23 protein-coding genes are annotated in these 25635 nt (G+C 71.4%); 13 read left to right on the top strand and 10 right to left on the bottom strand.

Annotated features, from left to right (window positions below; genetic code table 11):
* Positions 1 to 13: 13 nt before the first annotated feature.
* Positions 14 to 517, top strand: coding sequence for a hypothetical protein (locus ADK36_RS07665; RefSeq protein WP_053196809.1), 504 nt, complete (start codon positions 14 to 16; stop codon positions 515 to 517).
* 118 nt (positions 518 to 635) lie between these two features.
* The gene (locus ADK36_RS07660; RefSeq protein ID WP_048586766.1) at positions 636 to 1250 is read left to right on the top strand and encodes a hypothetical protein; all 615 of its coding nucleotides are present in this window, start codon (positions 636 to 638) and stop codon (positions 1248 to 1250) included.
* Positions 1251 to 1282: 32 nt separating this feature from the next.
* Here ADK36_RS07660 and ADK36_RS07655 read toward each other — a convergent pair whose 3' ends face one another.
* The gene (locus ADK36_RS07655; RefSeq protein ID WP_234329709.1) at positions 1283 to 1771 is read right to left on the bottom strand and encodes a DUF1877 family protein; all 489 of its coding nucleotides are present in this window, start codon (positions 1769 to 1771) and stop codon (positions 1283 to 1285) included.
* A 171-nt stretch (positions 1772 to 1942) separates the two neighbouring features.
* On the opposite strand from ADK36_RS07655, the gene ADK36_RS07650 reads away from it, so the two are divergent.
* A complete protein-coding gene (locus tag ADK36_RS07650; RefSeq protein WP_048586768.1) occupies positions 1943 to 2338 on the top strand; it encodes a hypothetical protein in 396 nt (131 codons plus the stop codon).
* 104 nt (positions 2339 to 2442) lie between these two features.
* Here the strand turns inward: ADK36_RS07650 and ADK36_RS07645 are convergent, their stop codons facing one another.
* Complete coding sequence (locus ADK36_RS07645; protein WP_234329708.1) at positions 2443 to 5052, bottom strand: N-acetylmuramoyl-L-alanine amidase; 2610 nt, start codon at positions 5050 to 5052, stop codon at positions 2443 to 2445.
* A 248-nt stretch (positions 5053 to 5300) separates the two neighbouring features.
* A complete protein-coding gene (locus tag ADK36_RS07640) occupies positions 5301 to 6191 on the bottom strand; it encodes a septum formation family protein (RefSeq protein WP_048586932.1) in 891 nt (296 codons plus the stop codon).
* Positions 6192 to 6456: 265 nt separating this feature from the next.
* On the opposite strand from ADK36_RS07640, the gene ADK36_RS07635 reads away from it, so the two are divergent.
* The 4 genes from ADK36_RS07635 to ADK36_RS07620 all read left to right on the top strand — a co-directional run bounded on the left by ADK36_RS07635 (position 6457) and on the right by ADK36_RS07620 (position 10245).
* Positions 6457 to 7074 (top strand): RNA polymerase sigma factor, encoded by a 618-nt coding sequence (locus ADK36_RS07635; RefSeq protein ID WP_048586933.1) that lies wholly within the window; start codon positions 6457 to 6459, stop codon positions 7072 to 7074.
* 211 nt (positions 7075 to 7285) lie between these two features.
* Positions 7286 to 8119 (top strand): hypothetical protein, encoded by an 834-nt coding sequence (locus tag ADK36_RS07630; protein ID WP_078916750.1) that lies wholly within the window; start codon positions 7286 to 7288, stop codon positions 8117 to 8119.
* Between the two features lie 453 nt (positions 8120 to 8572).
* Positions 8573 to 9235 carry an RNA polymerase sigma factor gene (locus ADK36_RS07625; protein WP_048586934.1) on the top strand — a complete coding sequence of 221 codons (663 nt, stop codon included), beginning with the start codon at positions 8573 to 8575 and terminating at the stop codon, positions 9233 to 9235.
* Entirely contained in the window at positions 9235 to 10245 is a 1011-nt protein-coding gene (locus ADK36_RS07620; RefSeq protein ID WP_053084777.1) for a hypothetical protein, read from the top strand. The genes ADK36_RS07625 and ADK36_RS07620 overlap by 1 nt, the downstream gene beginning before the upstream one ends.
* Positions 10246 to 10458: 213 nt before the next feature.
* Here ADK36_RS07620 and ADK36_RS07615 read toward each other — a convergent pair whose 3' ends face one another.
* The gene (locus tag ADK36_RS07615; protein WP_048586935.1) at positions 10459 to 11277 is read right to left on the bottom strand and encodes a L,D-transpeptidase family protein; all 819 of its coding nucleotides are present in this window, start codon (positions 11275 to 11277) and stop codon (positions 10459 to 10461) included.
* A gap of 158 nt (positions 11278 to 11435) precedes the next feature.
* Between ADK36_RS07615 and ADK36_RS07610 the strand changes: the two genes are divergently transcribed.
* Together ADK36_RS07610 and ADK36_RS07605 are read left to right on the top strand one after the other, a co-directional pair.
* The gene (locus ADK36_RS07610; RefSeq protein WP_048586936.1) at positions 11436 to 13016 is read left to right on the top strand and encodes an acyl-CoA mutase large subunit family protein; all 1581 of its coding nucleotides are present in this window, start codon (positions 11436 to 11438) and stop codon (positions 13014 to 13016) included.
* The gene (locus ADK36_RS07605; RefSeq protein WP_234329707.1) at positions 12983 to 13354 is read left to right on the top strand and encodes an RICIN domain-containing protein; all 372 of its coding nucleotides are present in this window, start codon (positions 12983 to 12985) and stop codon (positions 13352 to 13354) included. The genes ADK36_RS07610 and ADK36_RS07605 overlap by 34 nt, the downstream gene beginning before the upstream one ends.
* A 74-nt stretch (positions 13355 to 13428) precedes the next feature.
* On the opposite strand, the gene ADK36_RS07600 is transcribed toward ADK36_RS07605, so the two are convergent.
* The 5 genes from ADK36_RS07600 to ADK36_RS07580 all read right to left on the bottom strand — a co-directional run bounded on the left by ADK36_RS07600 (position 13429) and on the right by ADK36_RS07580 (position 19313).
* The gene (locus ADK36_RS07600) at positions 13429 to 14343 is read right to left on the bottom strand and encodes a class I SAM-dependent methyltransferase (protein WP_048586937.1); all 915 of its coding nucleotides are present in this window, start codon (positions 14341 to 14343) and stop codon (positions 13429 to 13431) included.
* A gap of 204 nt (positions 14344 to 14547) precedes the next feature.
* Positions 14548 to 15444, bottom strand: coding sequence for a sulfotransferase family protein (locus ADK36_RS07595; RefSeq protein ID WP_234329706.1), 897 nt, complete (start codon positions 15442 to 15444; stop codon positions 14548 to 14550).
* A gap of 132 nt (positions 15445 to 15576) precedes the next feature.
* Complete coding sequence (locus tag ADK36_RS07590) at positions 15577 to 16698, bottom strand: acyltransferase family protein (RefSeq protein WP_048586948.1); 1122 nt, start codon at positions 16696 to 16698, stop codon at positions 15577 to 15579.
* Between the two features lie 306 nt (positions 16699 to 17004).
* Complete coding sequence (locus ADK36_RS07585) at positions 17005 to 18339, bottom strand: polysialyltransferase family glycosyltransferase (protein ID WP_048586939.1); 1335 nt, start codon at positions 18337 to 18339, stop codon at positions 17005 to 17007.
* Positions 18336 to 19313 carry a glycosyltransferase family 2 protein gene (locus ADK36_RS07580; RefSeq protein ID WP_048586940.1) on the bottom strand — a complete coding sequence of 326 codons (978 nt, stop codon included), beginning with the start codon at positions 19311 to 19313 and terminating at the stop codon, positions 18336 to 18338. Before ADK36_RS07580 ends, ADK36_RS07585 begins: the two co-directional genes overlap by 4 nt.
* A gap of 198 nt (positions 19314 to 19511) precedes the next feature.
* Between ADK36_RS07580 and ADK36_RS07575 the strand changes: the two genes are divergently transcribed.
* The 4 genes from ADK36_RS07575 to ADK36_RS07560 all read left to right on the top strand — a co-directional run bounded on the left by ADK36_RS07575 (position 19512) and on the right by ADK36_RS07560 (position 24452).
* Positions 19512 to 20834, top strand: coding sequence for a DUF6716 putative glycosyltransferase (locus ADK36_RS07575; protein WP_048586941.1), 1323 nt, complete (start codon positions 19512 to 19514; stop codon positions 20832 to 20834).
* A 32-nt stretch (positions 20835 to 20866) separates the two neighbouring features.
* Positions 20867 to 22171: an N-acylneuraminate cytidylyltransferase gene (locus ADK36_RS07570; protein WP_048586942.1), complete on the top strand. Its 1305-nt coding sequence runs from the start codon at positions 20867 to 20869 to the stop codon at positions 22169 to 22171.
* A gap of 13 nt (positions 22172 to 22184) precedes the next feature.
* Positions 22185 to 23123 carry an N-acetylneuraminate synthase family protein gene (locus tag ADK36_RS07565; protein ID WP_048586943.1) on the top strand — a complete coding sequence of 313 codons (939 nt, stop codon included), beginning with the start codon at positions 22185 to 22187 and terminating at the stop codon, positions 23121 to 23123.
* Between the two features lie 261 nt (positions 23124 to 23384).
* Positions 23385 to 24452 carry a hypothetical protein gene (locus ADK36_RS07560; RefSeq protein ID WP_048586944.1) on the top strand — a complete coding sequence of 356 codons (1068 nt, stop codon included), beginning with the start codon at positions 23385 to 23387 and terminating at the stop codon, positions 24450 to 24452.
* Positions 24453 to 24465: 13 nt separating this feature from the next.
* On the opposite strand, the gene ADK36_RS07555 is transcribed toward ADK36_RS07560, so the two are convergent.
* A complete protein-coding gene (locus ADK36_RS07555) occupies positions 24466 to 25176 on the bottom strand; it encodes a class I SAM-dependent methyltransferase (RefSeq protein ID WP_234329705.1) in 711 nt (236 codons plus the stop codon).
* Positions 25177 to 25635 lie beyond the last annotated feature (459 nt).

Here is a 25635-nt window from a genome sequence, read left to right as displayed (position 1 = left end):
AGGGGGAACTGGAATGGGCTACTGGGGGTACTTCGTCGTGGGCCGCGGGGAGCGGCCGCTGGCGGAGCTGGACGCGCTGGCCGGCGCGGAGGGGATGACCCTGCGCGAGGAGGCGCCCGGCGGCTGGCAGGTCTGGGAGTACCCGAGCGGGGACGGCGAGGTCGGGAGCATGAACGCCCTGTCCGGTGAGACCGGGGCGCCCGCGCTCTTCGGATACGTCATGGACAGCGCCTCCGTGGTGGTGGAGGCGGCGGCGCCGGAGAGCGGCGCGTGGACGACCTGTCTGGCGCGGGCCGCGATGGCCGGGTACCTCGGCGCCGGGAACGAGGGGCTCACGCTGGAGGACTACTTTCTCGAACCCGGTGACGCCGCCGAGCGCGCCGTCGGCTGGGCCGCCGAGGCGGGGCACGAGGTGAACGCCGAGTCGTTGATCGACGTACTCACCGCTGAAGCGGATCCTTTGGCCGAAAACCTCTTCTTTCGGTTGCTCGACCGGCTCGGCGTCGTACCCCTGTGACACTCACGGGCCGTTGCACGCAGTAAGGGGAGGTGCGGGCTCCGTTAAGGAAGGGGCCCTTCCAGGGGCCTGTGCGGGGACCCCGACCCTCATGACTGACCCGCTTAGGGAGGCGTGGATGAGCCTGGTGGAACTGATCGCTCAGGCCGACGAACGCGGACTGGCCGCCAGCGGGTTGGCTTGTTTGGATCGGTGTGTGCCCCTGCTCGGAGGTGACGACGAGGTTCTGCGGCCGCTGTGGGCGAACCTCGCGGCGGGCGGGGAGCCGACCGCCTGGGGCGAACTGCTGGAGCAGGTACGCGGGAAGCTGGGCGTCGCCGAAATCGTGGACGACGAGGACGTCGAGGACGAGGCCGCGCTGCTCGCCCGGCGGATGCTGGCCGCGGCCCCGGCCGTACGGTCCGCCGCCGAGGCGCGGATCTGGGCCGACGCCTGCTCCGTCGCCTCGCTCCAGATACACCGGCTCCTCGACCCCGCGGAGGACGACGCGTCCTCGGCCGGCGCGCTGCCCGAGGCGCTCAGCTCGGCGCGCGCGGAAGGTGCCGGCCCCGTCGAGGGCCGTACGGCGGGCATGTCGCCGCTGGTCGCCGCCGAACTGCGCCGCCAGATCAGCGTCCTGGAGATCCTCGCCGGGCATGGTGCGGGCGGGCTGCGCCGGGCGCTCGAGGTGTCGACGGAGGGGCGGCGGGTGCTGCGGGCGGTGGTGTCGCGGCGGGCCCGGGGGAGGGGCTGACCGGCCGTCGGCCCCGGCATCGCGGCGGTCCGTCAGGCCATCAGCCACTTGACCACCGCGTCGCCGTACCGGGCCGTCTGCGTGTAGAAGGCGGAGAGGTCGCGGTGTGTCGCCGCGAAGAGACCGCGGACCTCGGGTTCCGCGTCCGTCGCGCCGTACGGCCGCAGCAGCCTCCCGCGCGCGTGGCGCCACAGGTCGTCGAAGTCGGCCGCCTTGAGGTACTCGGCGACTCCGCTCACCTGGGCCGCGGTGAGCACCAGGAACGGCTGCAGGGGCGGGTCGGGGTGCAGGACCGGGCGGCCGCCGAGGACCACATGGGTGCGAGGGCCGCCCGGTGCGTGGTTCGGGGGGATGCCGGAGTAGAGGAGCTCGACCTCGCCGTACCGCCTGTCGAGCACCTCCTCGCGGTGCCGGCCGATCCGTTCCCGCACGGTGTCCCAGTCGTCCTCGAACAGACGCTGGAACCAGGTCGGGCTGTTGCGCAGCGCCGAGGGCGGCACCGCTCGGAGATGGAAGCACATGTTCATCAGTGACTGAGCGCACGGGGGCGGCGAAGCGTCACTCCCGCGTAAACCTGGTGTGTGAGGGAGTCCTGTGACATTCATGGGGCGGAGGTGGGGCGGTCCTGCACCGGTCCCGGGCAACCCCCGAATCCGGGTGACGAAACGCAGTTCGGCCACGCTCTCCAGGATGTGACGACTCAGCAGGAAACCAGGCCCTCAGCTGCGACCAAGCCGGTTCGGTGGGCGGCGGACGCGGTGGCGACGATGCGCGAGGGGGCGCGACTGCGACTCGACTACTCGGCGCAGAGCCTGTGGCGGGTCGACCGGATGATCGAGGAACTGCGCCGTGAACGGACGCCGTACGCCGCCGTGGAGAACACACTGCGCGGTCTCGGTGCGTACGCCGGTGAGGTGATCGCCCGTCAGACGGGTGCCGAGTGGTGGGCGTCGGGTGGCGACCACTGGATCCGCACGCCCGACGGACGGCTGTGGGATCCGATCGACGAGGCGCGGCGGTGCTTCGCGGGCGACGGGTCGCTGCGGTTGCTGTGCCGGGACGCGACGAGCGGTTGGTCGGGGCGATAAGGCGGCGGCCGTCGAGGACATGACCCGGCCGGGACCCCGTGAATGGGCGGGGTCCCGGCCGGGTCAGCTGCTCTCGGCGGACATCCGGCCGGATACCTCGGCGGTTACGGCGTCAGCGTCTGGCCCAGATGGGCGTCCGTCGGGGTGCCCAGGGCGGTCTTGCTGTAGATGAGCGCCTGGGAATAGCCGAGGCCGGTGCTGTTGCTCGGGACGTACATGACGATGCCGTCCGTGCCGTCCTCGCCCTCCGCGCCGAGCGTCAGGTCGGCGCGGCCGTAGCCCGACAGGTCCGTCAGCGACACCGACGAGCCGAACAGGTCGCCGCCCTCCCCGGTGCCGGGGACGCCGGACGTCTCCTGCGAGAAGCGGACCGAGCCGGTGCCGGTCAGGCCGGACGCCGTGGCCTTGACCAGCAGCACGTCACCCGCGTTGGACTGGTTCACGCCGGCGCGCGGGAAGTCCTCGCCGGGGATGCCGGTGAGGGCGTCGGCGAAGCCGTCGGCGTTGTAGTCGCCGACCGAGACCGAGGCGCCGAAGTTGTCACCGGACTCGTTGCCGCCGGCGACGTCGGTCGTGTCCTGGTGGATCGTCGTCATGCCGGTCGTGGTGAAGCCGCTCGACGTGCCGGGGACCATGGTGATCTGGCCGCCGGACCTGCCGCCCGACTCCGAGGCCACCGGCTGGCCGATGACGATGTCGTCGTAGCCGTTGCCGTTGACGTCGCCCGCGGCGATGGAGCGGCCGCCCTTGACGGAGAGCACGCCGACCTTGGTCAGGCCGGTCGCCGAGCCGGCGAAGCGGATCACGCGGCCGATGCCGCCCGTGTCGCGGTAGTTGAGGGCGACGTCCGCGTAGCCGTCGCGGTTGAAGTCGCCGGTCGCGGCGTCCAGGTAGGCGACGGAGCCGGTGGCCGTGGTGAGCGTGCCGGCCACGGTGTTGCCGCCGGTCAGGCGCGCGTTCCAGTTGCCGCCCTTGCCGGTGCCGGCCGCGAACACGTCCGCCTCGCCGTCGCCGTTGAAGTCGCCGACCGCCACCGTGGAGCCGAGCTTGGCGCCGGTCGCCGTGACAGTGCCCGACGTGCTGTAGGAGAAGCCGGAGTTGAGCGCCGGGCCGTACAGCACCGTGACCGAACCGCGGTCCGCGTGGCCGCTGGTGTCGTCCTCGCCGGGCGCGCCGATCGCGAGGTCGGCGTAGCCGTCGCCGTTGACGTCGCCCCAGGCGGTGGCGGCGCCGAAGTTGTCGCCGGACTCGTGGGAGCCGGGGACGCCGGCGCTGTTCTGGGTGAGGGTCCGCTTCGAGGCGGGGACCGGGCCGTCGATGCCGCCCGGGACGACGGTGAGGGTGCCGCCGTTGCTCAGCGCGCGGGGGGTGCCGGCGACCAGGTCGGTGATGCCGTCCCGGTTGAAGTCCGAGGTGGCCAGGGCGTGCGAGATGCCCGGGGTCTTGGCGACCTGGGCGATCCGGCCGAGCTGGGGGTAGAGGTTGGCGCCGGGGCAGGCCGTGGCGTTGGTGTCCCGGTGGCCGAAGACCCGGGGCAGCGTGACCGACGTGCCCTCCGGGATCTTGTTGCCGCTGTAGCCCTGCGGGACGCCGGACGTCAGCGTCACCTTGCCGGTCGGGTCGATGCCGTACATGCCGAACTTCCACGCGACGATGCGCGCGATCGCGTCCAGGCCGGCCCGACTGGGCTTGGCCTTCTCGAAGTTGCCGATGTACGAGATGCCGACCGTGTTGGTGTTGAATCCGGCGTCGTGCGCGCCGATCACCGGCAGGTCCGCGCCGCCGCTGCGGCCCTCGAATATCTGGCCGCACCGGTCGACGACGAAGTTGTAGCCGATGTCGAAGTAGCCGCGGGAGAAATGTTCCTGCTGGATGGTGCGCATCCGGGCCCGGGACTCGGCACAGGACAGGCCGTTGTCGCTGTCGACGCCGGTGTGGTGGATGACGGCGGCCTTGATCTCGGTGCCGTACTCCGGTGTGCCGTCGTAGTCCGGCGACGCGCCCCACTCGGCCTGCGTGATGACCGGCGGCTTCACGACCGTCGAGGGCCGGGGTGCGGGGACGGTCGGGGTGGGGGAGGGGGAGGCGGTCGGGGACGCCGAGCCGGTGGGCGTCGCGGTGGGCGTCGGCGGGTTCGTGGGCGCCGGGGAGCCGGTGGGCTCGGCCGGGTCGGTCGGCGTGACCGTCTCCGTGGGCGAGGCCGGGTCCGTCGGCACGGGGGTCTGCGTCGCCGGTGCCGTGGTCTCCTCCGCCGCGAAGGCGGCCGGGCGCATCGTGCCCTTCGGGTCGGTGCCGGGGTCGAGCAGCTTGACGTCCATGCCGGTCGGCTGGCCGGCCGCCTCGGTGCCGTCGGCGTTCACGACGCGCACCTCGATGCCGTCGGAGTCGCCGGTCCACACCGACTCCGTACCGCCGCGCAGGGCGGCCCGCGCGCCCTCCTCGCCGTCCGCCTGGTTCGACTCCAGCGCGACCCTCTGCCAGCCGGACCACTCGCCGGTCTCGATGTCCCGGGTGCGCACCTCGGGCCTGCCCTTGGCCGTCGCCTCGGGGTCGTTCCAGGTCAGCACCACCGCGCTGAAGCGCTCGGTGCCCTGCCTGGCGAGGCCCTTGCGGCCGGAGCCGCGGTCCTTGAGCTCGAGCGTGTGGATCGCCGGCTTGCGGCTCTCCCGCTTGGCGTCGGCCGGCGCGGACGGTTCCGCGATCGCGTACGTCACGACACCGGCACCGCTCAGCGCGACGGCTCCCACCGTCAGCCACGCACGTCTCTTCAGACTGAGCGGTTTGTACGCATGGGTCCTGCGAGGACTCAACTGTCCCACCCCTATTGAATGGTCACGGCTGCATCACCTGTCACACAGGTGGCATCTACAGACAGCGCACAGCCCGTGGGAACTGTCACCCACCGAACGAGAAAGCGGGGCCGGGTCCTTGGTGGACCCGGCCCCGCCCGCTCGGCGAGGCGTCAGCTCGCCCAGACCTCGGCGTCGTCGGCCGGGACGGTGGTGGCCAGGCCCAGCTCCTTGCGGGCGGCGACCGTCTTGTTCGGGTCGATGCCGGTGAAGGCCGGGTCGAAGGCGATGTAGAACGCGTCGGTGTCGGCGGCGTTCGCGGCGGTCTTCCAGTGCGCGGCCGTCTTCGTCAGCTGGTCGCGGAGCTTGCCGACCTCGGTGCCCTCGATGCCCTTCAGGCCCTTGAGGTGTGCGTCGAGGGCGGCCGCGACGGCCTTGGCCTGCGCCTTGTAGCCGGCCAGGTCCTTCTCGACGCTGTCCTTCTCGGGCTGGTTCGCCCAGAACGCGTCGTAGACGGCGTTCGAACCCGTCAGGTACGTGCTCTGCGCGGGCTTCAGGGTCTTCGCGTCGGCCTTCAGGGAGCCGGTGAAGTTGCCCGTTTCCTTGTTGTAGGTGCAGGTGACGGCGCGGTCACCCGTCGCCCAGCTCTCCTTGGTCGGGGTGTAGTAGAAGATGCCGACGCCCTTGGGGAGCGCCCAGGTGTCCGGGGCGAACTTCCCGGCCTCGACCGGGCATCGCTTGTCGGCGATGGCCGAGATCGCGTCGTCGCCGGGGTACGAGGTCCCCTCGTCGATCTTGAAATCGGCGACGACCTGACCGGTGTGCGCCTCGGTGCAGGGCACGATCTCGACGAGGATCTCCTCGCCCTCGCCCTTGGTGTTGGGGTTGTAGCAGTCCCCGACGGCCAGCGAGAAGACCGAGCGCTGGCGGGCCACCTTCTTCGCGCCGTCCTTGGCGCTGTCGACGGCGTCCGAGACATCCGAGCACCCGGCCGCGCCGATCGCGAGCAGGGCGACGGCGGCGGTTATGCCACGAAGGGGACGGGAAGATCGAACGATCGACATGACGTGTACATCCTCTTATGTGATCTTTATGAGGGGCGCGCGCATCGTATGCCATTCCTGGGGATCGGCTGTGCGAAGGCCCCTGCCTCGTCACGGCGTCTGTGTGACTCGCGATGAGCGGCAAGGGTTGTATCCCGGCCGCGTCCCGGCCGCCCTGTGACACTTCTGTGAGGCCGGGCGCTGTTGACCGTGGAGGGGCGTGGGAAAGGGCGGCCGCAGCGCGAGGTGCGGATTCGCCGCGAACCGGTACGGACGAGGACAGTTCTTGGGCCAGGGAGGGGAACCCCGCCGCGTGCACGCGCACGACGGGGAGCTGAGCGCGGCCGTCGCGCGGGCTCAGGAAGGTGACGAGGCCGCCTTCGCGGTGGCGTACCGGCTGGTGCAGCCGGGCCTGCTCGGGTACCTGCGCGGGCTGGTCGGGGACGACGCGGAGGACGTGGCGTCCGACGCCTGGCTGGAGATCGCCCGTGACCTGGGCAGGTTCAAGGGCGACGGCGCCGGGTTCCGGGGCTGGACCGCGACCATCGCCCGGCACCGGGCGCTGGACCATCTGCGTCGGCAGAAGGTACGGCCCCGGGCGTCGGCGCTGGAGAGCGACGTACTGGACCTGCCCGGACCGAACAGCACGCACGACCAGGCGCTGGAGTCGATCTCGACGGAGAGCGCCCTGGAGCTGATCGGCGGGCTGCCGCGGGACCAGGCCGAGGCGGTGCTGCTGCGGGTCGTCGTCGGCCTCGACGGCCCCGCCGCCGCACGCGTCCTGGGCAAGCGCCCGGGTGCGGTGCGGACCGCCGCGTACCGGGGGTTGAAGCGCCTCGCCCAGCAGCTGGGCGGCGCGGGTGTGACGGATGACGGCCCCCGGACGCTGGGGGAATCGAAATGAACAGTGAGTGTGGCGGCGGTGGCACGGGCGGCATCTCAACGCCTCGATGAGGCGAAGCGGGGTGTGCGCGGTGAGTCGTACGGGGCGCGAGGGACGTACAGGTTCTACGAGCCCGTGTGTCACAGCTGTCATGGAGGTCACGTAGAGCACGTACGACACGTGCATCACGGAGGCCGCAACGGGTCAGGTCGGACAGGAACAGGAAACGGACATGGGTGAACAGCAGAACGGCGGTGGGACCTCCGGCCGTCGGCGTGCGCACCCTGACGGCCTCGTCCTCGGCCACGTGTCAGGGCGCGCCTCCGGCCCGAACGTGGCGCTCGACGACGCCGCCCTGGAGGCGCTGCTCTCCGCCGCCGTACTGCGCGGACACCGGGCGGACGCCGAGGGCGAGCAGCGTGCCGTGGCCGCGTTCCGCGCCGCCCGTGCCGCGGGGGCGCACCGGGCGCGCACCCGGCGCCGGGACGACTGGCGGCCCCGCGAGCCGCGTCGCCTGGCGCTGTCCGTGAAGACCACGCTCTCCCTGTTCGTCGCGAGCCTCGCGCTGGGCGGCGTGGCGGTCGCCGCGATCGGCTCGTCAGGCACCTCGGACGCCCCCGACGGCGGCGACAAGGTCAGGCCCACCCCGTCGGCCGGCGCTTCCGGCCGGCCGGCCGCCGACCCGTCCGCCGCCTTGCCCGGCGCCACCGCCGGGAAGCCCGGCCACCCCTCCACCGCCCAGGATGCCGAGGCCAAGTGCCGCGCCTACGACCAGGTCGAGGGCAGCGGCAAGGCCCTGGACTCGACGGCCTGGCAGCGGCTCGTCACGCTGGCGGGCGGCGAGGACAAGGTGGCCGCGTACTGCGCCGAGCAGCTGGCGCGGGCGGCGAAGACCGTGCCGACGAAGAAGGCCGACGAGGGCGCTGCCACCGGCAACGGTCAGGGGCCGAGCGGGAAGAACGCGTCGGGTGAGGGCGCGGGTGAGGGCGCGGGCGCGGGCGCGGGTGAGGGCGAGAGTGCGGGCGAGGGCGCCGGGAAGCCCGACAAGGCCGAGAAGAAGGACTGACGCCGCCAGGCCGACAGCGGCTGTCGGTCCGTGCCGGTCGGGATGCGGAGACCGGGTTCGTGGCCGCCGTCGGCGGTGGGTCCGGACCCGAAGGGGTGCCGAGGAGTTCGGCGCGTTCCCTGAAGTCGATCGAGCCCTGCTGGGAGCCGGGAAGAGGCAGCGAGGGCGGGTGGCACCGAGGCAACGGCCGGGGCCGCCACCCCCCACAGGAGAGGCCCCGGCCGTCGCGCGGCACGGGTCGCGCGGCGGCCCGTACTTTCTACAGCGCCATGACTGCGTTTTCTGTCACACCTGGGAGGACACATTCGCGGATTCCCGGGTAGTTGCATGTTGTACGGACATGGACGAGCAGCGCTTTCAGGCCGTAACGTGCCTTTCGCGCCGGACGCGGAGGGTGTATGACCACCGCAACGACCTGCGGTCTCGGAACCGCAACCACCAATTGAGGTAGCAGTGCTGGGGGACGACGCGGAGTTGACCGCCGCGGTGCTTGCCGCACAGGACGGGGACGAGAGTGCGTTCCGCACTGTGTACCGCTCCGTGCACCCGCGGCTGCTCGGGTACGTACGGACGCTGGTCGGCGACCCGGACGCCGAGGACGTCGCCTCGGAGGCGTGGCTCCAGATAGCGCGTGACCTGCAGCGGTTCAGCGGGGACGCGGACCGCTTCCGCGGCTGGGCGGCCCGGATAGCCCGCAACCGCGCGCTGGACCACATACGCATGCGCGGCCGCCGCCCCGCGATCGGCGGCGACGAGACGGAGCTGTCCGGGAAGGCCGCCGAGTCCGACACGGCGGGCGAGGCCATGGAGGCGCTGGCCACCGACGGCACCCTCTCCCTCATCGCACGGTTGCCGCAGGACCAGGCCGAGGCGGTCGTGCTGCGCGTGGTCGTGGGGCTCGACGCCAAGACGGCCGCGGAGACGCTCGGCAAGCGTCCGGGCGCCGTACGGACCGCCGCGCACCGGGGCCTGAAGCGGCTGGCCGAGCTGCTCGGCGACGATCCGGAATCGGCCGGGGTGCTCGACGCCCTGCCTCCCCAGCGAGGAACCCGCGACCGTGCGGTGACGTCTGCGAGTGTGACGCAAAGCGTCACGCGGACGCAGAAGGGTGTGTGATGGCCGACGAGCAGTACAGGTGGCTGGACCGCGAAACGGCGGAGCGACTGCTGCGCGGAGAGTCACTCGAAGCTGTCGACCCGGCCGACCGGGACCAGGCCGAACGCCTCGCCAAGACGCTTGAGGCCCTGACCGCCGAACCCCTGCTGAGCAGCGCCGAACTCCCCGGAGAGGCCGCCGCGTTGGCGGCGTTCCGCGCGGCGCGCGGGGACCGGGACGACGCCGCCGTGACCGTCGGCGGCGACGCCGGACCGCGCGCCACCCGCGTCGCCGACGTGGGGCTCGTCCGCATCGGCGGCCCCGCCCGCGCCGCCGACCGCCCCCGCTGGGGCCGTCCCGTAAGGCTCGGTCTCGCGGCCGCGCTGGCCGTGGGCATGGTCGGCGGGGTCGCGGTCGCGGCCGGAACCGGAGTGCTGACGACGCCGTTCGTCGGTGACGAAGGGGGCCGCCCGGCCGCCTCGGTCTCGGCGCCCGCCCCGCCGGAACGCCCCCTCCTCTCGCCCTCCCCGGAGCGCGGTGTGCAGGGCGGGCCCACGCCCGACGACGCGGAGACCCCCGCCGGTCCGGGCGCCACCGAGGAGACGGCACCCGGAGGCCGCGCCACGGACCCCGGACCCACCGCCGGGGACGGGGACGGCCGCTCTGGCGACTGGTGGAAGGCCGTCACCTCGTACTGCCGTGACCTGCGCGACGGCAAGCAGCTGTCCCACGACCGCCGCCGCGCCCTGGAGCGCGCGGCGGGCGGCTCCGAGCGCGTCCGGCAGTACTGCAAGACCGTCCTCCAGGCCCCCGGCGGTACCTGGGACAAGCCGGGCAGGGACAAGAGCAAGGACAAGGACAAGAGCAAGGACACGGGCAGAGACCGGGACCGGGACCGGGGCACGGGCGGGGACCGGGAGAGGGGCGACGAGGGCGACGACCGCCGCGTGGACGCCGCCGCGGTCGCCCCTTCGGCGGCCGTGGCCGACTTCCTGGCGGATCGTGTCCTCACTCCGCTCGCACATCGCTGACCTGCGGTTTTGTAATTTGTAGAAAATTCTTCGCGGCGGGAGTGACGTTTTCGGCCGCCCCGGCGCTGATCTGAGTGAGCCGACTGGTCATCGGCCGTCGCACAGAGCCGGGGTTCCCCCCGTACCTGCGGCTCGTGCATCGGCGCGGGCGGGACACGTTCCCCCGGTCCCGCCCGCGCCCCATCTCCCCGCACCTGCGCGCCCCGCCCGGCGTCACCAGTGGACGACGACCTTGTCGCCGGTCCTCACCTGGGCGAACATCTCCGCGATCGCCCGCTCGTCCCGTACGTTGACACAGCCGTGCGAGGCGCCGCCGTAACCCGTGGCCGCGAAGTCGGACGAATAGTGCACCGCCTGGCCGCCGCTGAAGAACATGGCGTAGGGCATGGGCGAGTCATAGAGCGTCGACACATGGTGCCGGGACTTCCAGTAGACGCTGAACACACCCTCCCGGGTCGGCGTGTACTGCGAACCGAACCGCACCGGCACCGTCAGGACCGTCCGCCCGTCGATCATCCAGCGCAGGGTCCGGCTCGACTTGCTGACGCACAGCACCCGGCCGGTCAGGCACCGCGCGTCCGGCGCGTCCGCCGGCTGGCCGCCCATCAGGTACAGGTCCCACTTGCCGGGTTCGCGGGTCATCTTCAGCAGCCGCTCCCAGGTGACCTGGTCGGTCTTCCCCGTCTTCGGCAGCCCGCGCTTGCCCTGAAAGCCCCTGACCGCCTGCTCGGTCAGATCGTCGTAGGTCCCGGTCGGCCCGTCGAAGAGCCAGGCGATCTGCCGCAGCCGGGACTGGAGCTCCCGTATGTCACGGCCCTCGTCGCCCCGCGACCACAGCACGGCGGGCGCCGCCGGCGTGGGCGTCGCGCTCGGCTTGTCGTCGGGCGGCGGCGCGGACTTCCCGGACGGTGTGCCGCTCGGGAGCTCTATGCGCACCGGCGAGCGCCTGTCGTCCCCGGACGCCTGCACCGTACAACCGCACAGGACCGTGAGCGCGGCGCCCGCGGCGAGTACGGCAGTCGCTCTCCCCATGCCCCTGGTACGCATTTCCGCCCCCCGGCGTCTCACCGCGGCCGCCCCGACCGGGCTGACCGCCCCGATGTCACCTGAGATGTTCCCCGCACGTGACCGGTTGCGAACTACGCGGCATGGTGGGACACAGAAGTGAACTGCGACACGGAGGCCCCACCATGGCGCGTGAGTCGGAGTCCGGACTGCCCATCGAGCCGGTCTACGGGCCGGACGCGCAGGACGGCTGGGACCCGGCCGAGAAGCTGGGCGAGCCGGGGGCGTACCCGTTCACGCGCGGCGTGTACCCCTCCATGTACACGGGCCGCCCCTGGACGATGCGCCAGTACGCGGGCTTCGGCACGGCAACGGAGTCGAACGCCCGCTACCGGCAGCTGATCGCCCACGGCACGATGGGCCTCTCGGTCGCCTTCGACCTGCCCACCCAGATGGGCCACGACTCCGACGCGCCGATCGCGCACGGCGAGGTCGGCAAGGTGGGCGTGGCCATCGACTCGATCGACGACATGCGGGTGCTGTTCGACGGGATCCCGCTGGACCAGGTGTCGACGTCGATGACGATCAACGCGCCGGCCGCGCTGCTCCTCCTGCTGTACCAGCTGGTCGCGGAGGAACAGGGGGTCCCGGCGGACCGGCTCACCGGCACGATCCAGAACGACGTGCTGAAGGAGTACATCGCGCGCGGCACGTACATCTTCCCGCCGAAGCCGTCCCTCCGGCTGATCGCCGACATCTTCCGGTACTGCAAGGCCGAGATCCCGAAGTGGAACACGATCTCGATCTCCGGCTACCACATGGCCGAGGCGGGCGCGTCCCCCGCGCAGGAGATCGCCTTCACCCTCGCCGACGGCATCGAGTACGTCCGCACGGCGGTCGCGGCCGGTATGGACGTCGACGACTTCGCGCCCCGCCTCTCCTTCTTCTTCGTCGCCCGTACGACGCTCCTGGAGGAGGTCGCCAAGTTCCGTGCCGCCCGCCGCATCTGGGCCCGCGTGATGCGGGACGAGTTCGGGGCGAGGAACCCCAAGTCGCTGATGCTCCGCTTCCACACCCAGACGGCCGGCGTGCAGCTGACGGCCCAGCAGCCGGAGGTGAACCTGGTCCGGGTCGCGGTGCAGGGCCTCGCGGCGGTGTTCGGCGGCACCCAGTCCCTGCACACCAACTCCTTCGACGAGGCGATCGCGCTGCCGACGGACAAGAGCGCGCGGCTGGCGTTGCGGACGCAGCAGGTCCTCGCGTACGAGACGGACGTGACGGCGACCGTGGACCCCTTCGCGGGCTCCTATGCCATCGAGAGGATGACCGACGACGTCGAGGCGGCGGCGGTCGGGCTGATGCGGAGGATCGAGGACCTCGGCGGCGCGGTGGCGGCCATCGAGCACGGCTTCCAGAAGAACGAGATCGAGCACAGCGCGTACCGGATCGCCCAGGAGACGGACTCCGGCGAGCGGGTGGTCGTCGGCGTCAACCGCTTCCAGCTGCACGAGGAGGAGCCGTACGAGCCGCTCCGCGTGGACCCGGCCATCGAGGCCCGGCAGGCGGAACGGCTCGTGAGGCTGCGTGCGGAACGGGACCAGGGAGCGGTGGACACGGCGCTGGCCGCGCTGCAGAAGGCGGCCGAGGGCCAGGACAACGTGCTGTACCCGATGAAGGACGCGTTGCGGGCCCGGGCGACGGTGGGCGAGGTGTGCGACGCGCTGCGGGAGGTGTGGGGGACCTACCTGCCGAGCGACGTGTTCTGAACGACCCGCCCCACGACCCGTCCCACCCCTCCCAGGACTGGACGCTGACGAAGGTCGCAGGTGGGAACGGCGACCGTTACATCATCCGCAACCGCAACAGCCTGAAGTGCATCGCCATGCCCGGTGCCACCACGGACAACGGCGCCCAGGCCGTTCAGTGGCCCTGCGACGGCGGCAGCGAGCAGGTCTGGATCCGTGACAGCTGGCAGCGGCTGCGGAACCTGAACAGCGACAAGTGCCTGGCGATCCCCGGCTCCAGCTCGGACAACGGCGCCAAGGTCATCCAGTGGACCTGCTCGGACAGCGGGGACCAGCGATGGAACTGGATCAACCTCTGACCTCCGGCCGCTGAAGGCCGCGGGAACGGAAGGGCGACCGCTTCGGCGGTCGCCCTTCTTCCATGGCCGACGTCTCACCGTCCCCGGCGCCGGGCCTCGCGGATCGCGCGGGTGAGGACCGGCGGGAGCAGGTCGGTGGCGAGCGCTCGGGCGCGACTGCGGGAGGTCCGCCGGGGCGCGGGGCGGGCTGCGGGCTGCTCGGCGGGCTGTTCGGTGGTGTCGTCCGCGTGCCGGGACGGCGGGAACGGCGGGGCCTGTGTGCCCTTGGCCTTGAGGCGGACGATGCGGTGCCCGGCCGCCTGCTGGACGCTCAGCCGGCAGTCCGTGCGCGCCCGCACCATCGCCAGCAGCTCCTCCTGTACCGGCCCGGGGTCACCCCAGGTGCCGTACAGCTTCTGCGTGCTCAGGCAGATCGGGCGCAGGCCCCGGTTGAGCACGGCCTCCCAGGCGGCTATGGAGACACCGGGCGTGTGCTCGGAGCGGAAATCGTCCAGGACGACCACTCCGTCCGGCACCAGCAGGTCCTGGGCGGCGCCGATGTCGTCGTACACGTGCTCGTACAGATGCGAGCCGTCGATGTGCACGAACCGGCACGACCGCGGCGGGACCTCGTCGGGCACGATCGAGCTGGGGCCCTGCAGGACACGGGGCAGCTCGTCGTGGAAGGAGAGGTAGTTCTCCTCGAAGGCCCGCCGGGTCAGGGAGCCGTACGACTTCTGCGACTCCGCCTGGTTGGCGTCGTCCGGCGCGTCCCCCTCGAAGAGGTCGCACACCGTGTAGCGCTCGCCCGGCTGGAGGCGGCGCCCGAGGAAGATCGCGCTCTTGCCCATGTACACGCCGACCTCCAGCAGGTCGCCGTGCAGGCCGGCGGATCGCTGCCGGTCGAGGAGCCAGTCGAAAAGCACCTGGTCGAGAGCGGGGAACCAGCCGGGGACGTCGTCGAGGGTGCGGGGACGTCGGGCGGCGGTCGTGGGCTGTGTGGCTGCCATGGGCACGAGCACTCCGTTGTGAACCTGCGGATCGGACGGGGTACTCGGGCATCTGCCCGGAGGGGGTACGCCAAACCCGCCGCCGGATGAACGGCGGGACAACTTCGCCCGGACAACAGGGGCCTCACCGGTTGCCGGGCGACGGGGCGAGCGGCGCCCACGGCGGGACGCCGGTTCGGACGGTTGGGGGCGGGACCGGGCGGGTCAGACCGGGTATCCCCATTCCTGCGCCAACTCCGCCAGGCGCGGCGGGAGTTCGATGTCCGGGTGGGCGGTGCGGGCGGGCTGGATGCGGCCGGACTTGAGGGTGCTGGACCAGTCGCCCAGCTGGGGGCGGAGGGTGCCGTGGTCCTGTGCGCCGTAGTCGAGCATGCCGGGCTCCCAGGGAACGCCGAGATAGGCGCAGACGCCGCGGGTGACCCGCTCCGGCTCCGCGGTCAGCTCCTCGTACCGGACCACATGGACGTCGAGGTTCCGGCGCGCCTCCTCCAGCTTCTCGCTGTAGCCGAGGACCTCGGCCCGGATGGCCTCGTGGTCGGGATCCGACCGGCGCTCGGTCAGGGACGCGATGACGGTGCCCGGATGCCGCAGCAGGACGATGTGGCGTGCCTTCGGCCAACATCGGTGCAGCCGGGGCCAGATGAGGGTGTTCGGCGGGGTCTTGTCGACGATGACGTCCTTGCCGCTGCGGGTGAGTTCGAGGTGGAGCACCCGGTCCCACAGCAGGTGTTCCAGCTCGTCCTTGTCGAGCCGCAGTTCCTGCATGGCGGCGGCCGTGAACTCGCGGGACAGCTGGACGTGCACGGTGCGCAGATGCATCTCGTGCGGGGCCCGGACCCGGCTGTGGCTGTTCAGCAGCACCCGCAGCAGGGTCGACCCGGAGCGCACCGAGGACAGGACGAAGACCGGTGACTCCACCAGGCGCGGAGCGGGAGGCGCGGTGTAGCAGGCGTCGTCGGAGACGCCGGGGACGTCCGAGTTCCGGGGCCGGGGCGAGGGGATGGCGTCAAGGCTCCCCCGTGGCGGGCTCACCGCCTGCATCATCAGCCTGCCCCGACGCCTCAGTCCCTTGCCGATCGCCGTCATCCGGGGGTCTCGCACGGTGACACCTCTCTCTCGCGCTGTGCGCTCCGTATCCCAGGGGCGACAGCTGAACGGGAGATGACGTGCAGGAGACGCGGCGCGGGAGGGCGTCCGCGTATTTCCCCGCTGACCAGGGGCCTTACCGGTTTCTTAATTCTTCCTGGGAATCCTGGCCAGCTCGCGACGCAGCAGCGGCGTGGCCCAGTCCTCCACACCCCGGTTGAGCAGCCGGGCGAGCAGCAGCATCGAGGCGACCGTGAGCAGGACGGTGGCGTACGAGGGGATGCCGAGGTCCCGGTGCAGGACCTCGATGACAACCCAGCCCAGATGCTCGTGGACGAGGTAGAACGGGTACGTCAGGGCGCCCGCGACCGTCAGCCAGCGCCAGTTCGCCCAGCTCAGCCAGCCCAGCGCGATCGCGGTGACGGCCAGGAAGCCCAGGGTGACGACCAGGATGATGCCGAAGGAGCTGCGGTAGGAGAACGCCTGCACCTCCGGCGCGTGCCACAGGCGGTCGACCGCGTAGTGCTGACCGATCAGCCAGCTCACGACCACGATGCCCCAGGCGTACGCGTCCCGGCGATCGCGGTGCACGAGGTACAGGCCGACGCCGCCGATGAAGTACGGCGCGTACTCGGGCATCAGCACCAGGTCGAGGAGCGGCTCCTGCGCGGCCTGCGCGATGGCCGCCCCCAGCGTCCAGAAGGCGCAGAACATGATCACCCGCCGGCGAGTCGCCCCGGGCAGCACGATGCACAGCGCGAACAGGGCGTAGAAGCGGATCTCCGCCCACAGGGTCCAGCACACGCCCAGCACCCGGTCGACGCCCAGCGGCTGCTGGAGCATCGTCAGGTTCACCAGCGCGTCGCTCGGCGACACGGCCTTGTAGGCGACCACGGGCAGCGCGAACACCGCCGTCACGAGAATGATCGCCGCCCAGTACGCGGGCAGCAGCCGGGCGGCGCGGGAGGCGAAGAACGAGCGCAGCGAGCGACCCCAGCCGCTCATGCATATGACGAACCCGCTGATCACGAAGAACACCTGCACACCCAGGCAGCCGTACGCGAACAGCTCGTGCAGCGTGGGGAACTGGAGGCTCGGCGAGCTGCCCCAGGCCTGGGAGACCTCGCCGTCACGGCCGCCGTAGTGGTACGCCGCGACCATCAGCGCGGCCACCAGGCGCAGTCCGTCCAGCGCGCGCAGCCGGGTCTCGCGGGGCTTGTCCCGCTTGGGGGGCTGATCGGCGGGCTGAGCGGAGACGGTGGACGGCAGGACCGTGCGCACCGCGGTGTCCGTGGAGGCCGCTCGGGTGCCCTCGGACGCGTCGATCACAGGATTCCCCTCAGTGGAACTCAGTCGGGCCACAGCACATTAGTCCGAATTAACAAGGTGCTTCGCCGGATGCGGACAGACTTCGGTCAGCCGTCGGCGGGAATTCATCTTCCTGTCGCTTGCCGAGAAATCCTGGGAAGGTGACGTGAAGGGGAGAAGACGTGAAAGGGCGCGGGGCCGCTCCGTTCGGAAGCGGCCCCACGCCCTGGGGATCGGAAACGGCCCCACACCCTGGGAAAGGTGCGCTCAGCGCTTTACGGCCCGGCGCAGACTGCGCGCCTTGCGCGCGACCCGGCGGACCGTCGCGTTGCGCGGGATGAACGCCAGCTGGGTCGGCACCCCGCCGGGCAGTCCCAGCGAGGTCAGCCGCCTGCGCTTGAAATACCGCAGGGTGTGCGGATTCAGATGCCGCGCCAGATACTCCTCCGCCTCCCGCCGCAGGTTCGGCAGGACCTTGGCCTGCATGGCGAAGCCGACGGCCCGCAGGAGGGCGGCGAGGGCGTCCGTGTCCATGCCCCGGCGCTGGTCGGTGACCGCGGCACGGTCCGTCAGCTCGGGCAGCAGCGCGTGGACGATGGTGACGGGTACGCGGTTGCTGTTCTCGTACGGGGCCAGCCGGTCCAGCAGGATGTCCGTACCGACCTGGGCGACCGGCAGCCGGAACAGCTCGGCCGCGGTGAGCAGGGCCGTCGAGAAGCAGCCGACCACCAGGGCGGGGCGCATCCGCTGGTACAGCACCTCGGCGAGGACCGGGGTGTCCAGGACCGTGAGCTCCGCGCCGAGCTTCTCGGCCTCCCGCTCCAGGGTGCGGGTGAAACGGGCCGGGGCGGTGGGGTGCGGCTTGAACACCACCCGGGTGTGGCCGAGCGCGAAGGCGCCCTTCAGCATCCGGACGTGCAGGTCCTCCTCCTGCTCCGCCGTGAGGATGCCGAGCGCGGAGAGGTACTGACCGAGCAGCAGCGCGGGTTCGTCGATCGCGGGCAACTCGTCCCCGGTCGCGACGAGTTCGGCGAGCACCTTGGTGAAGGCCGCGGTCGGGACGAGCTCCGGCTCGACGCCGAACTCGGTGAGCAGGAGCGGCTTCAGACCCGGCACCAGGTCGAGGTGGAGCAGCCGGTCGATGCGGGTGCCGACCAGCGGGTCGATCTTGTTGCGGGTGGGGCCGTAGCTCATCAGGCCGTCCGCGTAGACCGTGACGGGCGCGCCGGTGAACATCTGCGCGAGGCCGAGCGCGGGGTTGACCTGGATCGACTCGACGGCGACCTCGACGTCGTCGTCGCCGAGGTCCCAGGACATCCGCAGATAGCGTTCCCACAGCGGGACGTCGTCCTGCCGCGGGGCCCAGCCGCCCGGGTGGAAGGGGAAGAACGTCTCGTTCCACGACACGACGTCGTCGAAGCGTTCGCGCAACTGCTCGAAGCCCGGCATCTCGTCCAGGCCGGGCGTCGTCTCCGGTGTCGTCGCGTTGTTGCAGACGAGCAGGATGCGCCGGTCGGCCGGGCGGAAACAGCCTGAGTCGAGGGCGGCGGCGAGCGTGGCGGTGCCGTACAGCGTGGACGCCTGGAAGATCTGCGTGGTCACGCGGCGGCTCCCGCGGCAGCGGGCCGGCGGCGCAGTCGGCGCAGCCTCGACGCGCGCTGGACATCCATGGAGTCGAGGGCGTCGTCCAGTACGTCCTGCGGCAGCCGGCGCAGTGCGGCGGCGCTCATGGACTTCAGTTTTCTCGCCACCGGGGGCTCGAACCTTTCGATGGATCCCAGATGATGGGAAATGATTGCGCAGTAGGTGCGAACGGCCTTGGGCAGGAGTTCGTCCGCATTCCGGTCCTGTGCCGTTTCCTGGACGACCTGGTCGAACGCGCGAATGAAGTCGAGCTGTCGCACGTCACCGATCTGGGTGAGCGACGAGGTGACTCCTCGCCGGTAGAACACACCCAGGAGCCCCACCGCGGCGAAGGAATCCGCTTCCCGGTGGAGCTTCCAGATCCACGGCCGGTCCTCGGCCGTGCGCAGCCCGTCGGTGAAGTGCAGCACGCCCCGGTCGACCAGCCGGCGGTGATAGGCGCCCGCCCAGGCGAAGGCGTAGTCCACGGAGGTGGAGCGGTCGGCGGGCAGGATCGCGTCCCGGGGGTTCATCACCACGCCCCGGCGACCGACCGGGACACGGTGCACGGACCGGGCCCGGGCGGTGCACTGGACGTGGTCGGTGCGTACGAAGTCACAGCCCAACTCCTCCATGGCGGAGACGAGTTGCGCGTAGTAGCCGGGGGCGAGCCAGTCGTCGCCGTCCAGGAACGTGAGGTACTCGCCGCGCGCCTTGTCGATCCCGGTGTTGCGGGCGGTCGCCAGTCCTCCGTTCTGCTCGTGTCTGACATACACCGCGCCTGGAAGCTCGCGCTCCGCGCGCGCGAGAATGTCCGGCGTCTCGTCGCGCGAGCAGTCGTCGACGAGAATGAATTCGAAGTCGTCGCGGGCGTTCGCACGCAGACTCTTCAGGGTGTCGGGCGCATATTGCTGCACGTTGTAGAACGGCACGATGACGGAGAGCTTGACCACGTAGGTGACGTTAGGGGCAGGCCCGGCATTCGTCTTGACCGTCTGCTTGATACCAGGTGAACGACGCGTGGCAGATCTGTGAACCAGGGCCTTTCTCGGGGCGATCCGAGCCTGATTCGCCGTTCGTCGGTGTGCTGTTAACCGTTTGTTGCATTCAGGTTGGGCGGAACCTCGGAATCGCTTCCTAGCGTCTTCGACGTGCCAGCAAGTGCTACGAACAGCCTGAGAGTCGCCGTACTCGCGGATTCCGACACCCGGTGGAAGTGGGGTGCGCTCACCGCGAACCGCATCGCCCCGGAGAGCGGGGGCGAGGCGGGTATCCGCCTGGACGGCTATCTCCTGCGCGGCCGGGCCACCCCCACCCCTCGCCAGCTCCAGGAGGTCGGCGTCCACGCCGACTCCCTCCGCGAGGTGACCGCCGTCGAGTTCCTGCGTGCCATGGGGCAGGAGTCGTACGACGTCCTGGTCCTCGCCCTCGTCGGCGGGGGCGTACAGGCCGTACTGCACGGCCTCAAGCGGGTCTGGGAGGGACAGTCGCAGCGGCCCGTGGTCGTCACCGGCTATGTCGGCGTCGTCTACGAGAAGCTCGCCGACGGCCTGCTGCTGCGGCACGGCGCGGACCTCGTCCTCGCCAACTCCCGCCAGGACGCCGAGCGGTTCCGCGCGGTGTACGAGGGGGTCGGCGCCGACGCCTCGGCGGTGACCGAGGTGGCGCTGCCGTTCCTCGGCGGGGAGCCCTACGCCGGTGAGCGCGACCCGTACACGGTCGTCTTCGCCGCCCAGCCCTCGGTGCCGGACAGCCGCAAGGACCGTACGTACCTGCTGAACCGGCTGATCCAGCACGCCCGCAAGCACCCCGAGCGCGAGGTGCTGCTCAAGCTGCGCTCCAAGCCGGGCGAACACACCACGCACATCGAGGAGTTGCCGTACCAGAAGCTGGTGCAGGGGCTCGAACCGCCGGCCAACTTCCGTCTGGTGTACGGGAACATGGGCGAGGTTCTCGACCGCACCGACCTGCTGGTCACGATCAGCTCCACGGCGGCGCTGGAGTCGCTGCACCGCCGTGTCCCCACCGTCGTCCTCACCGACCTCGGCGTGCGCGAGACGCTCGGCAACCACCACTTCATCGGCTCGGGCTGCCTCGCCTCCTGGGACCAGCTGGACGACGGACACCGCCCGACGCCCGACGAGGAGTGGGTGTCCCGGCAGGGCGTCTGCGCCGACGGCTCCTACGCCACCGCCTTCGACGCGGCCCGCGAGCGCATCGCCAAGCTGCTGGAGCGGCCCGGCGGACTGCCCGCCCTCACGCCGTACTACACGCCGGCCACCGCGCCCGGCTATCTGCCCGGCATCCTCGCCCGCCACCACCTCGGCCCCGACGGCAGCCCGCTGCCCGGCGCCCCCGCCCACGACAAGGAGCCCGGCCCGGTCCGCCAGATAGTGCGCCGGGCGGCGCGCGGTGCCTACCGGCACGGCGTGCAGCGAGTGGCGCCGGTCATCCGGCGGATGGGCGAGCTGTGAGCCGCCAGACCTCACGTCAAGGAGCAGAACCCATGTCCCACCCGGAAGCAGGTCAAGGCACTTCGGTGCCGCGCGTGCTCGCCGTGATCCCCGCGCGCGGCGGCTCCAAGGGCGTGCCCGCGAAGAACCTCATGCCCGTCGGCGGCGTGCCGCTGGTGGCGCGCGCCGTACGTGAGTGCCGGGCTTCGAGACTCGTCACGGACGTCGTCGTCTCCACCGACGACCAGGGCATCGCGGCCGCCGCCCGCCAGGCCGGCGCCGAGGTCGTGCTGCGCCCCGCCGCCATCGCCGGCGACACCGCCACCTCCGAGGCGGCCGTACTGCACGCCATGGACGCGCACGAGGCGCTGCACGGCTCCCCGGTGGACGTGGTCCTGCTCGTGCAGTGCACCAGCCCGTTCATCGTCCGCGAGGACATCGACGGCGTGGTCAAGGCGATCGTCGCCAACGGCGCCGACACGTCCCTGACCGTCGCGCCCTTCCACGGCTTCGTGTGGCGCCACGGCGACGACGAGCCCGCCGCGGCCGTCCGCGCCGAGCGCCGGGCGGCCGAGGGCGGCACCGACACCGTCGCCACCCGCACCACCACATCGGGCGGCGGCTACGGCGTCAACCACGACAAGTCCTTCCGCCCGCGCCGCCAGGACCGCCCCCAGGACTTCCTGGAGACCGGCGCCGCCTACGCGATGGACGCCGGCGGCTTCCGCGAGCACAAGCACCGCTTCTTCGGCCGCACCGAACTCGTGCGCACCGACCCCGCCCGGGTCCTGGAGATCGACGATCCCCACGACCTGGCCCGCGCCCGCGCGCTGGCTCCGCTGTTCGACGCGGACCGGCCCGGCGCCCTCCCGACCGCCGACGAGATCGACGCGGTCGTACTGGACTTCGACGGCACCCAGACCGACGACCGGGTGCTGATCGATGCCGATGGAAAGGAGTTCGTCTCCGTGCACCGCGGAGACGGCCTCGGCATCGCGGCCCTGCGCAAGAGCGGGCTGAAGATGCTGATCCTGTCCACGGAGCAGAACCCGGTCGTCGCCGCCCGCGCACGGAAGCTGCAGATTCCCGTGCTGCACGGCATCGACCGGAAGGACCTCGCGCTGAAGCAGTGGTGCGAGGAGCAGGGCATCGCGCCTGAGCGCGTGCTCTACGTCGGCAACGACGTCAACGACCTCCCGTGCTTCGCCCTCGTGGGCTGGCCCGTGGCGGTCGGCAGCGCCCACGACGTCGTGCGCGGCGCCGCACGCGCGGTCACCACCCTCCCCGGTGGCGACGGCGCAATCCGAGAGATCGCCAGCTGGATCCTCGGCCCCTCTCTCGACTCCCTCACCAAGTAAGGACATCTCTGCCATGAGCACCAACTCCCGCCTCCGCTCCTTCGGTTCGCGCGAAGTCGGCCCGGGCAAGCCCGTCTACATCTGCGGCGAGATCGGCATCAACCACAACGGTGAGCTGGAGAACGCCTTCAAGCTCATCGACGTGGCCGCCGAGGCCGGCTGTGACGCCGTGAAGTTCCAGAAGCGCACCCCGGAGATCTGCACCCCGCGCGACCAGTGGGACATCGAGCGCGACACCCCCTGGGGCCGGATGACCTACATCGACTACCGCCACCGCGTGGAGTTCGGTGAGGACGAGTACCGCCAGATCGACGAGTACTGCAAGACCAAGAACATCGACTGGTTCGCCTCCCCGTGGGACACCGAGGCCGTCGCCTTCCTGGAGAAGTTCGACGTCCCCGCCCACAAGGTCGCCTCGGCCTCCCTCACCGACGACGAGCTGCTGCGCGCCCTGCGCTCCACGGGCCGCGCGGTCATCCTCTCCACCGGCATGTCGACCCCGAAGCAGATCCGCCACGCGGTCGAGGTCCTCGGCTCGGACAACATCGTCATGTGCCACGCCACCTCCACCTACCCGGCCAAGGCCGAGGAGCTCAACCTCCGCGCGATCAACACGCTGGAGAAGGAGTTCCCGAACGTCCCGATCGGCTACTCCGGCCACGAGACGGGCCTGCAGACGACGCTGGCCGCGGTCGCCCTCGGCGCCGTCTTCGTCGAGCGCCACATCACCCTGGACCGCGCGATGTGGGGCTCCGACCAGGCCGCCTCGGTCGAGCCGCAGGGCCTCACCCGCCTGGTCCGCGACATCCGCACCATCGAGGCCTCCCTCGGTGACGGCGTCAAGAAGGTCTACGACTCCGAGCTCGGCCCGATGAAGAAGCTGCGCCGTGTCGCCGGTGTGGTCGCCGAGGCGGAGATCGCCGCCGCGGCGGGCGAGCCGGTCCAGGTCTGAGCCTGAAGGCACCGAGTCCGAGTGCGCCGATCCCGAGTGCCCCGAACAGGAGCGCTCGGGCTCGGCGCCCTTCGGGCTCGTGGCAGTCCCGGGCCGTGTCCGCAAAGTCCCGCCTGCCCCCGACGCCTGGCACGCACTCTCCAGACGCCGCGGGACCCGCCCTTCGGGCGGACGACGGGACTTCGCGGATACGGCCCAGCCGGAACACGAGCTGAATACGAGCGCCGCATGAGCGCCTTACGACGGGACGGTCGTACGCCGATGAGCCACCGCGCCGGGAACACCGGCCCCAGCACTCTCGCCTTCGTCGAGAGCCCGGTACAGCTCCTGAACGTGTTGGAGTGGGCGCACGCCCGCGAGCACGCCCTGGGGGCGCTCACCCTCGTCGTCCTGTCCCCGATCGACCCCATGACCCGCGGCCAGCTGCGGCGGATGGCCGAGCTGGCGCGGAACGACGGCCACGAGGTCCGCTGGGAGGAGGCGCGGGGCGGTCCGGCCGCGCCCTTCCAGACGATCGGCGGCCTCACGGGCCTGCTCCGCCGCGCCGACCGCGTGGTCCTCGGCGACCCCTTCTCCCGGTATGTGCAGTTGTTGTTGACCATCACCCGGGCCCGCGACATCGTCGTCGTCGACGACGGCACGGCGACCATGGAGTTCGTCGCCCAACTGGCCCGCGGCGAGCGCCTGGTGCGCTGGCACCGCAAGGGCGGCCGCCCCGGCCCCCGCGACCTGGTCTTCGCGCCGGTGTCGTCGGCGGCCCGCAAGCGCCTCACGCCGAGTGAGCGGCGGACGGTCGAGATCTTCTCGTCCATGCCGATGGAGGAGACGCCGCAGGGTGTGACGGTCACCGCCAACACCTTCGCCTGGACCCGCGACCGCTTCGGCCCGCCCCGTATCACCAAGGGCGCGGACATGGTGGGCACGTCGCTGGTCGAGACGGGGGTCGTGGACGGCGACCGCTACCTGGAGGCCGTCCGCTCCCTGGCCAAGACGCACGGCGCCACACGCTACTTCGCCCACCGCAGGGAGAGCACGGAGAAGCTGCACCGGCTGGCGGTGGAGACGGGCCTGGAGGTCGTACGTCCGGATCTGCCGCTGGAGCTGATCGCTCGGCGCGGACCGATCGGCCGCACGATCCTGAGCTTCCCGTCGACCGTCGTGCATACGCTGCCGCTGGCGCTGACCGGTACGGAGGTCCGGGTCGCGGTATGCGACATCGACCCGGCGTGGCTGACGGAGAACGCCTCGCCGCGGGCCCAGGGGTTCTTGTCAGGGGTGACGGGGACGGCTCGGGATGTGCACCGGCTGTCGGCGGTTACGGCCGTGTGATCACTCGGCCAGATCAACCCGGGGGCTTGCCCGCCAGGATGTACGCGCGAGGGCGCGTCTCCTCGCCGGACGGTTCGCGCAGGACGCGGGCCTGGAGCTGGAGGTCGGCCTCGGCCAGGTGTGCGGCGACCGTGTCCGGGGTGCGCCAGTGGTAGTCGAGGGAGATCTCGTGCCCGAAGCGCTCCGCGAGGTGGAGGTGTTCCTCGTCGCCGTCGGGCCCGGCGGACTGGAACCCGAGGAGTACGTGGCCGCCGGGGACCAGGACGCGGCGGAACTCGGCGAAGGTGGCGGCGAGGTGTTCGGTCGGGATGTGGATGATCGAGTAGAGGGCGACGATCCCGCCCAGGGTCTCGTCGGGGAGGTCCAGCGACGTCATCGAACCCACGTGGAACCGGAGTTCGGGGTGCGCGCGGCGGGCCAGGGCCACCATCCGGGGCGAGATGTCGACGCCGAAGACCGGTAGGCCGAGGCGGTGGAGGTGGGCGCTGATGGAGCCGGGGCCGCTGCCGAGGTCCGCGACGGGGGCCGGCGCGTGGGCGTGGGCCAGCTCGGCGAAGGTGGCCAACAGGGAGCGGTCCAGGGGGTGGCTGTCGGCCGGCCAGTCGGAGAAGCGGTCGGTGTAGGTGGTGGCTATCGCGTCGTACGAGGCACGGGTGGCCTGGAGGAAGTCGGTGTACTCGGCGTACTCGGCGATCGCGTGGCTCTGGGGGTTCTCGGCGGTCACGGGGCGCACCCTAGTGCGGCCGGAGGGGCCGCCGCCCCCGCTCCCGGCCCTCACGCGTGTGGCGGAGCCGGGAGCGGGCGCGGGGAAGCGGGTCAGATGCCGCCCGCCCTCACACACAGCGGCTGGGTGCCCCTTCCCCGGACCTGTCGCGGGGACACACAGGAGGCTCACAGCGGCCCATGACCGCTCCGCGCGGCGAACGTGACCGAACCATGACCGTTCCGCACCAGACGCCATCACGAAACCCACTGACTCACCCGGCGCCGGGGGCACGGAAAACAACCCGCAACTACCCATGGCAACAGGGAAGTTGAGTTCGAAAAGACTTGGTCGGATTCGATCAACCCGGTTAAGCTTCCCGGGCGGTTTGAGCCCTGGGCTCTTCACGCGCGATGGACCGACCACTTCACCCGTACGGGGGCTTCGGTTGGGCAGAATCGGAAAGTACGCGACAGGCTC

Source organism: Streptomyces viridochromogenes (assembly GCF_001270495.1).
GTDB classification, from domain to species: domain Bacteria; phylum Actinomycetota; class Actinomycetes; order Streptomycetales; family Streptomycetaceae; genus Streptomyces; species Streptomyces viridochromogenes_A.
This window is presented reverse-complemented; position numbering and strand designations above follow the sequence as displayed.

What these genes read in the sequence shown, in the direction of transcription:
- ADK36_RS07665 (WP_053196809.1), top strand. Translation starts at nt 14, where the DNA reads ATGGGCTACTGGGGGTACTTCGTCGTGGGCCGCGGGGAGCGGCCGCTG.
- ADK36_RS07660 (WP_048586766.1), top strand. Translation starts at nt 636, where the DNA reads ATGAGCCTGGTGGAACTGATCGCTCAGGCCGACGAACGCGGACTGGCC.
- ADK36_RS07655 (WP_234329709.1), bottom strand. Translation starts at nt 1,771, where the DNA reads ATGTGCTTCCATCTCCGAGCGGTGCCGCCCTCGGCGCTGCGCAACAGC.
- ADK36_RS07640 (WP_048586932.1), bottom strand. Translation starts at nt 6,191, where the DNA reads ATGTCGATCGTTCGATCTTCCCGTCCCCTTCGTGGCATAACCGCCGCC.
- ADK36_RS07630 (WP_078916750.1), top strand. Translation starts at nt 7,286, where the DNA reads ATGGGTGAACAGCAGAACGGCGGTGGGACCTCCGGCCGTCGGCGTGCG.
- ADK36_RS07620 (WP_053084777.1), top strand. Translation starts at nt 9,235, where the DNA reads ATGGCCGACGAGCAGTACAGGTGGCTGGACCGCGAAACGGCGGAGCGA.
- ADK36_RS07615 (WP_048586935.1), bottom strand. Translation starts at nt 11,277, where the DNA reads ATGGGGAGAGCGACTGCCGTACTCGCCGCGGGCGCCGCGCTCACGGTC.
- ADK36_RS07610 (WP_048586936.1), top strand. Translation starts at nt 11,436, where the DNA reads ATGGCGCGTGAGTCGGAGTCCGGACTGCCCATCGAGCCGGTCTACGGG.
- ADK36_RS07600 (WP_048586937.1), bottom strand. Translation starts at nt 14,343, where the DNA reads ATGGCAGCCACACAGCCCACGACCGCCGCCCGACGTCCCCGCACCCTC.
- ADK36_RS07570 (WP_048586942.1), top strand. Translation starts at nt 20,867, where the DNA reads ATGTCCCACCCGGAAGCAGGTCAAGGCACTTCGGTGCCGCGCGTGCTC.
- ADK36_RS07565 (WP_048586943.1), top strand. Translation starts at nt 22,185, where the DNA reads ATGAGCACCAACTCCCGCCTCCGCTCCTTCGGTTCGCGCGAAGTCGGC.
- ADK36_RS07560 (WP_048586944.1), top strand. Translation starts at nt 23,385, where the DNA reads ATGAGCCACCGCGCCGGGAACACCGGCCCCAGCACTCTCGCCTTCGTC.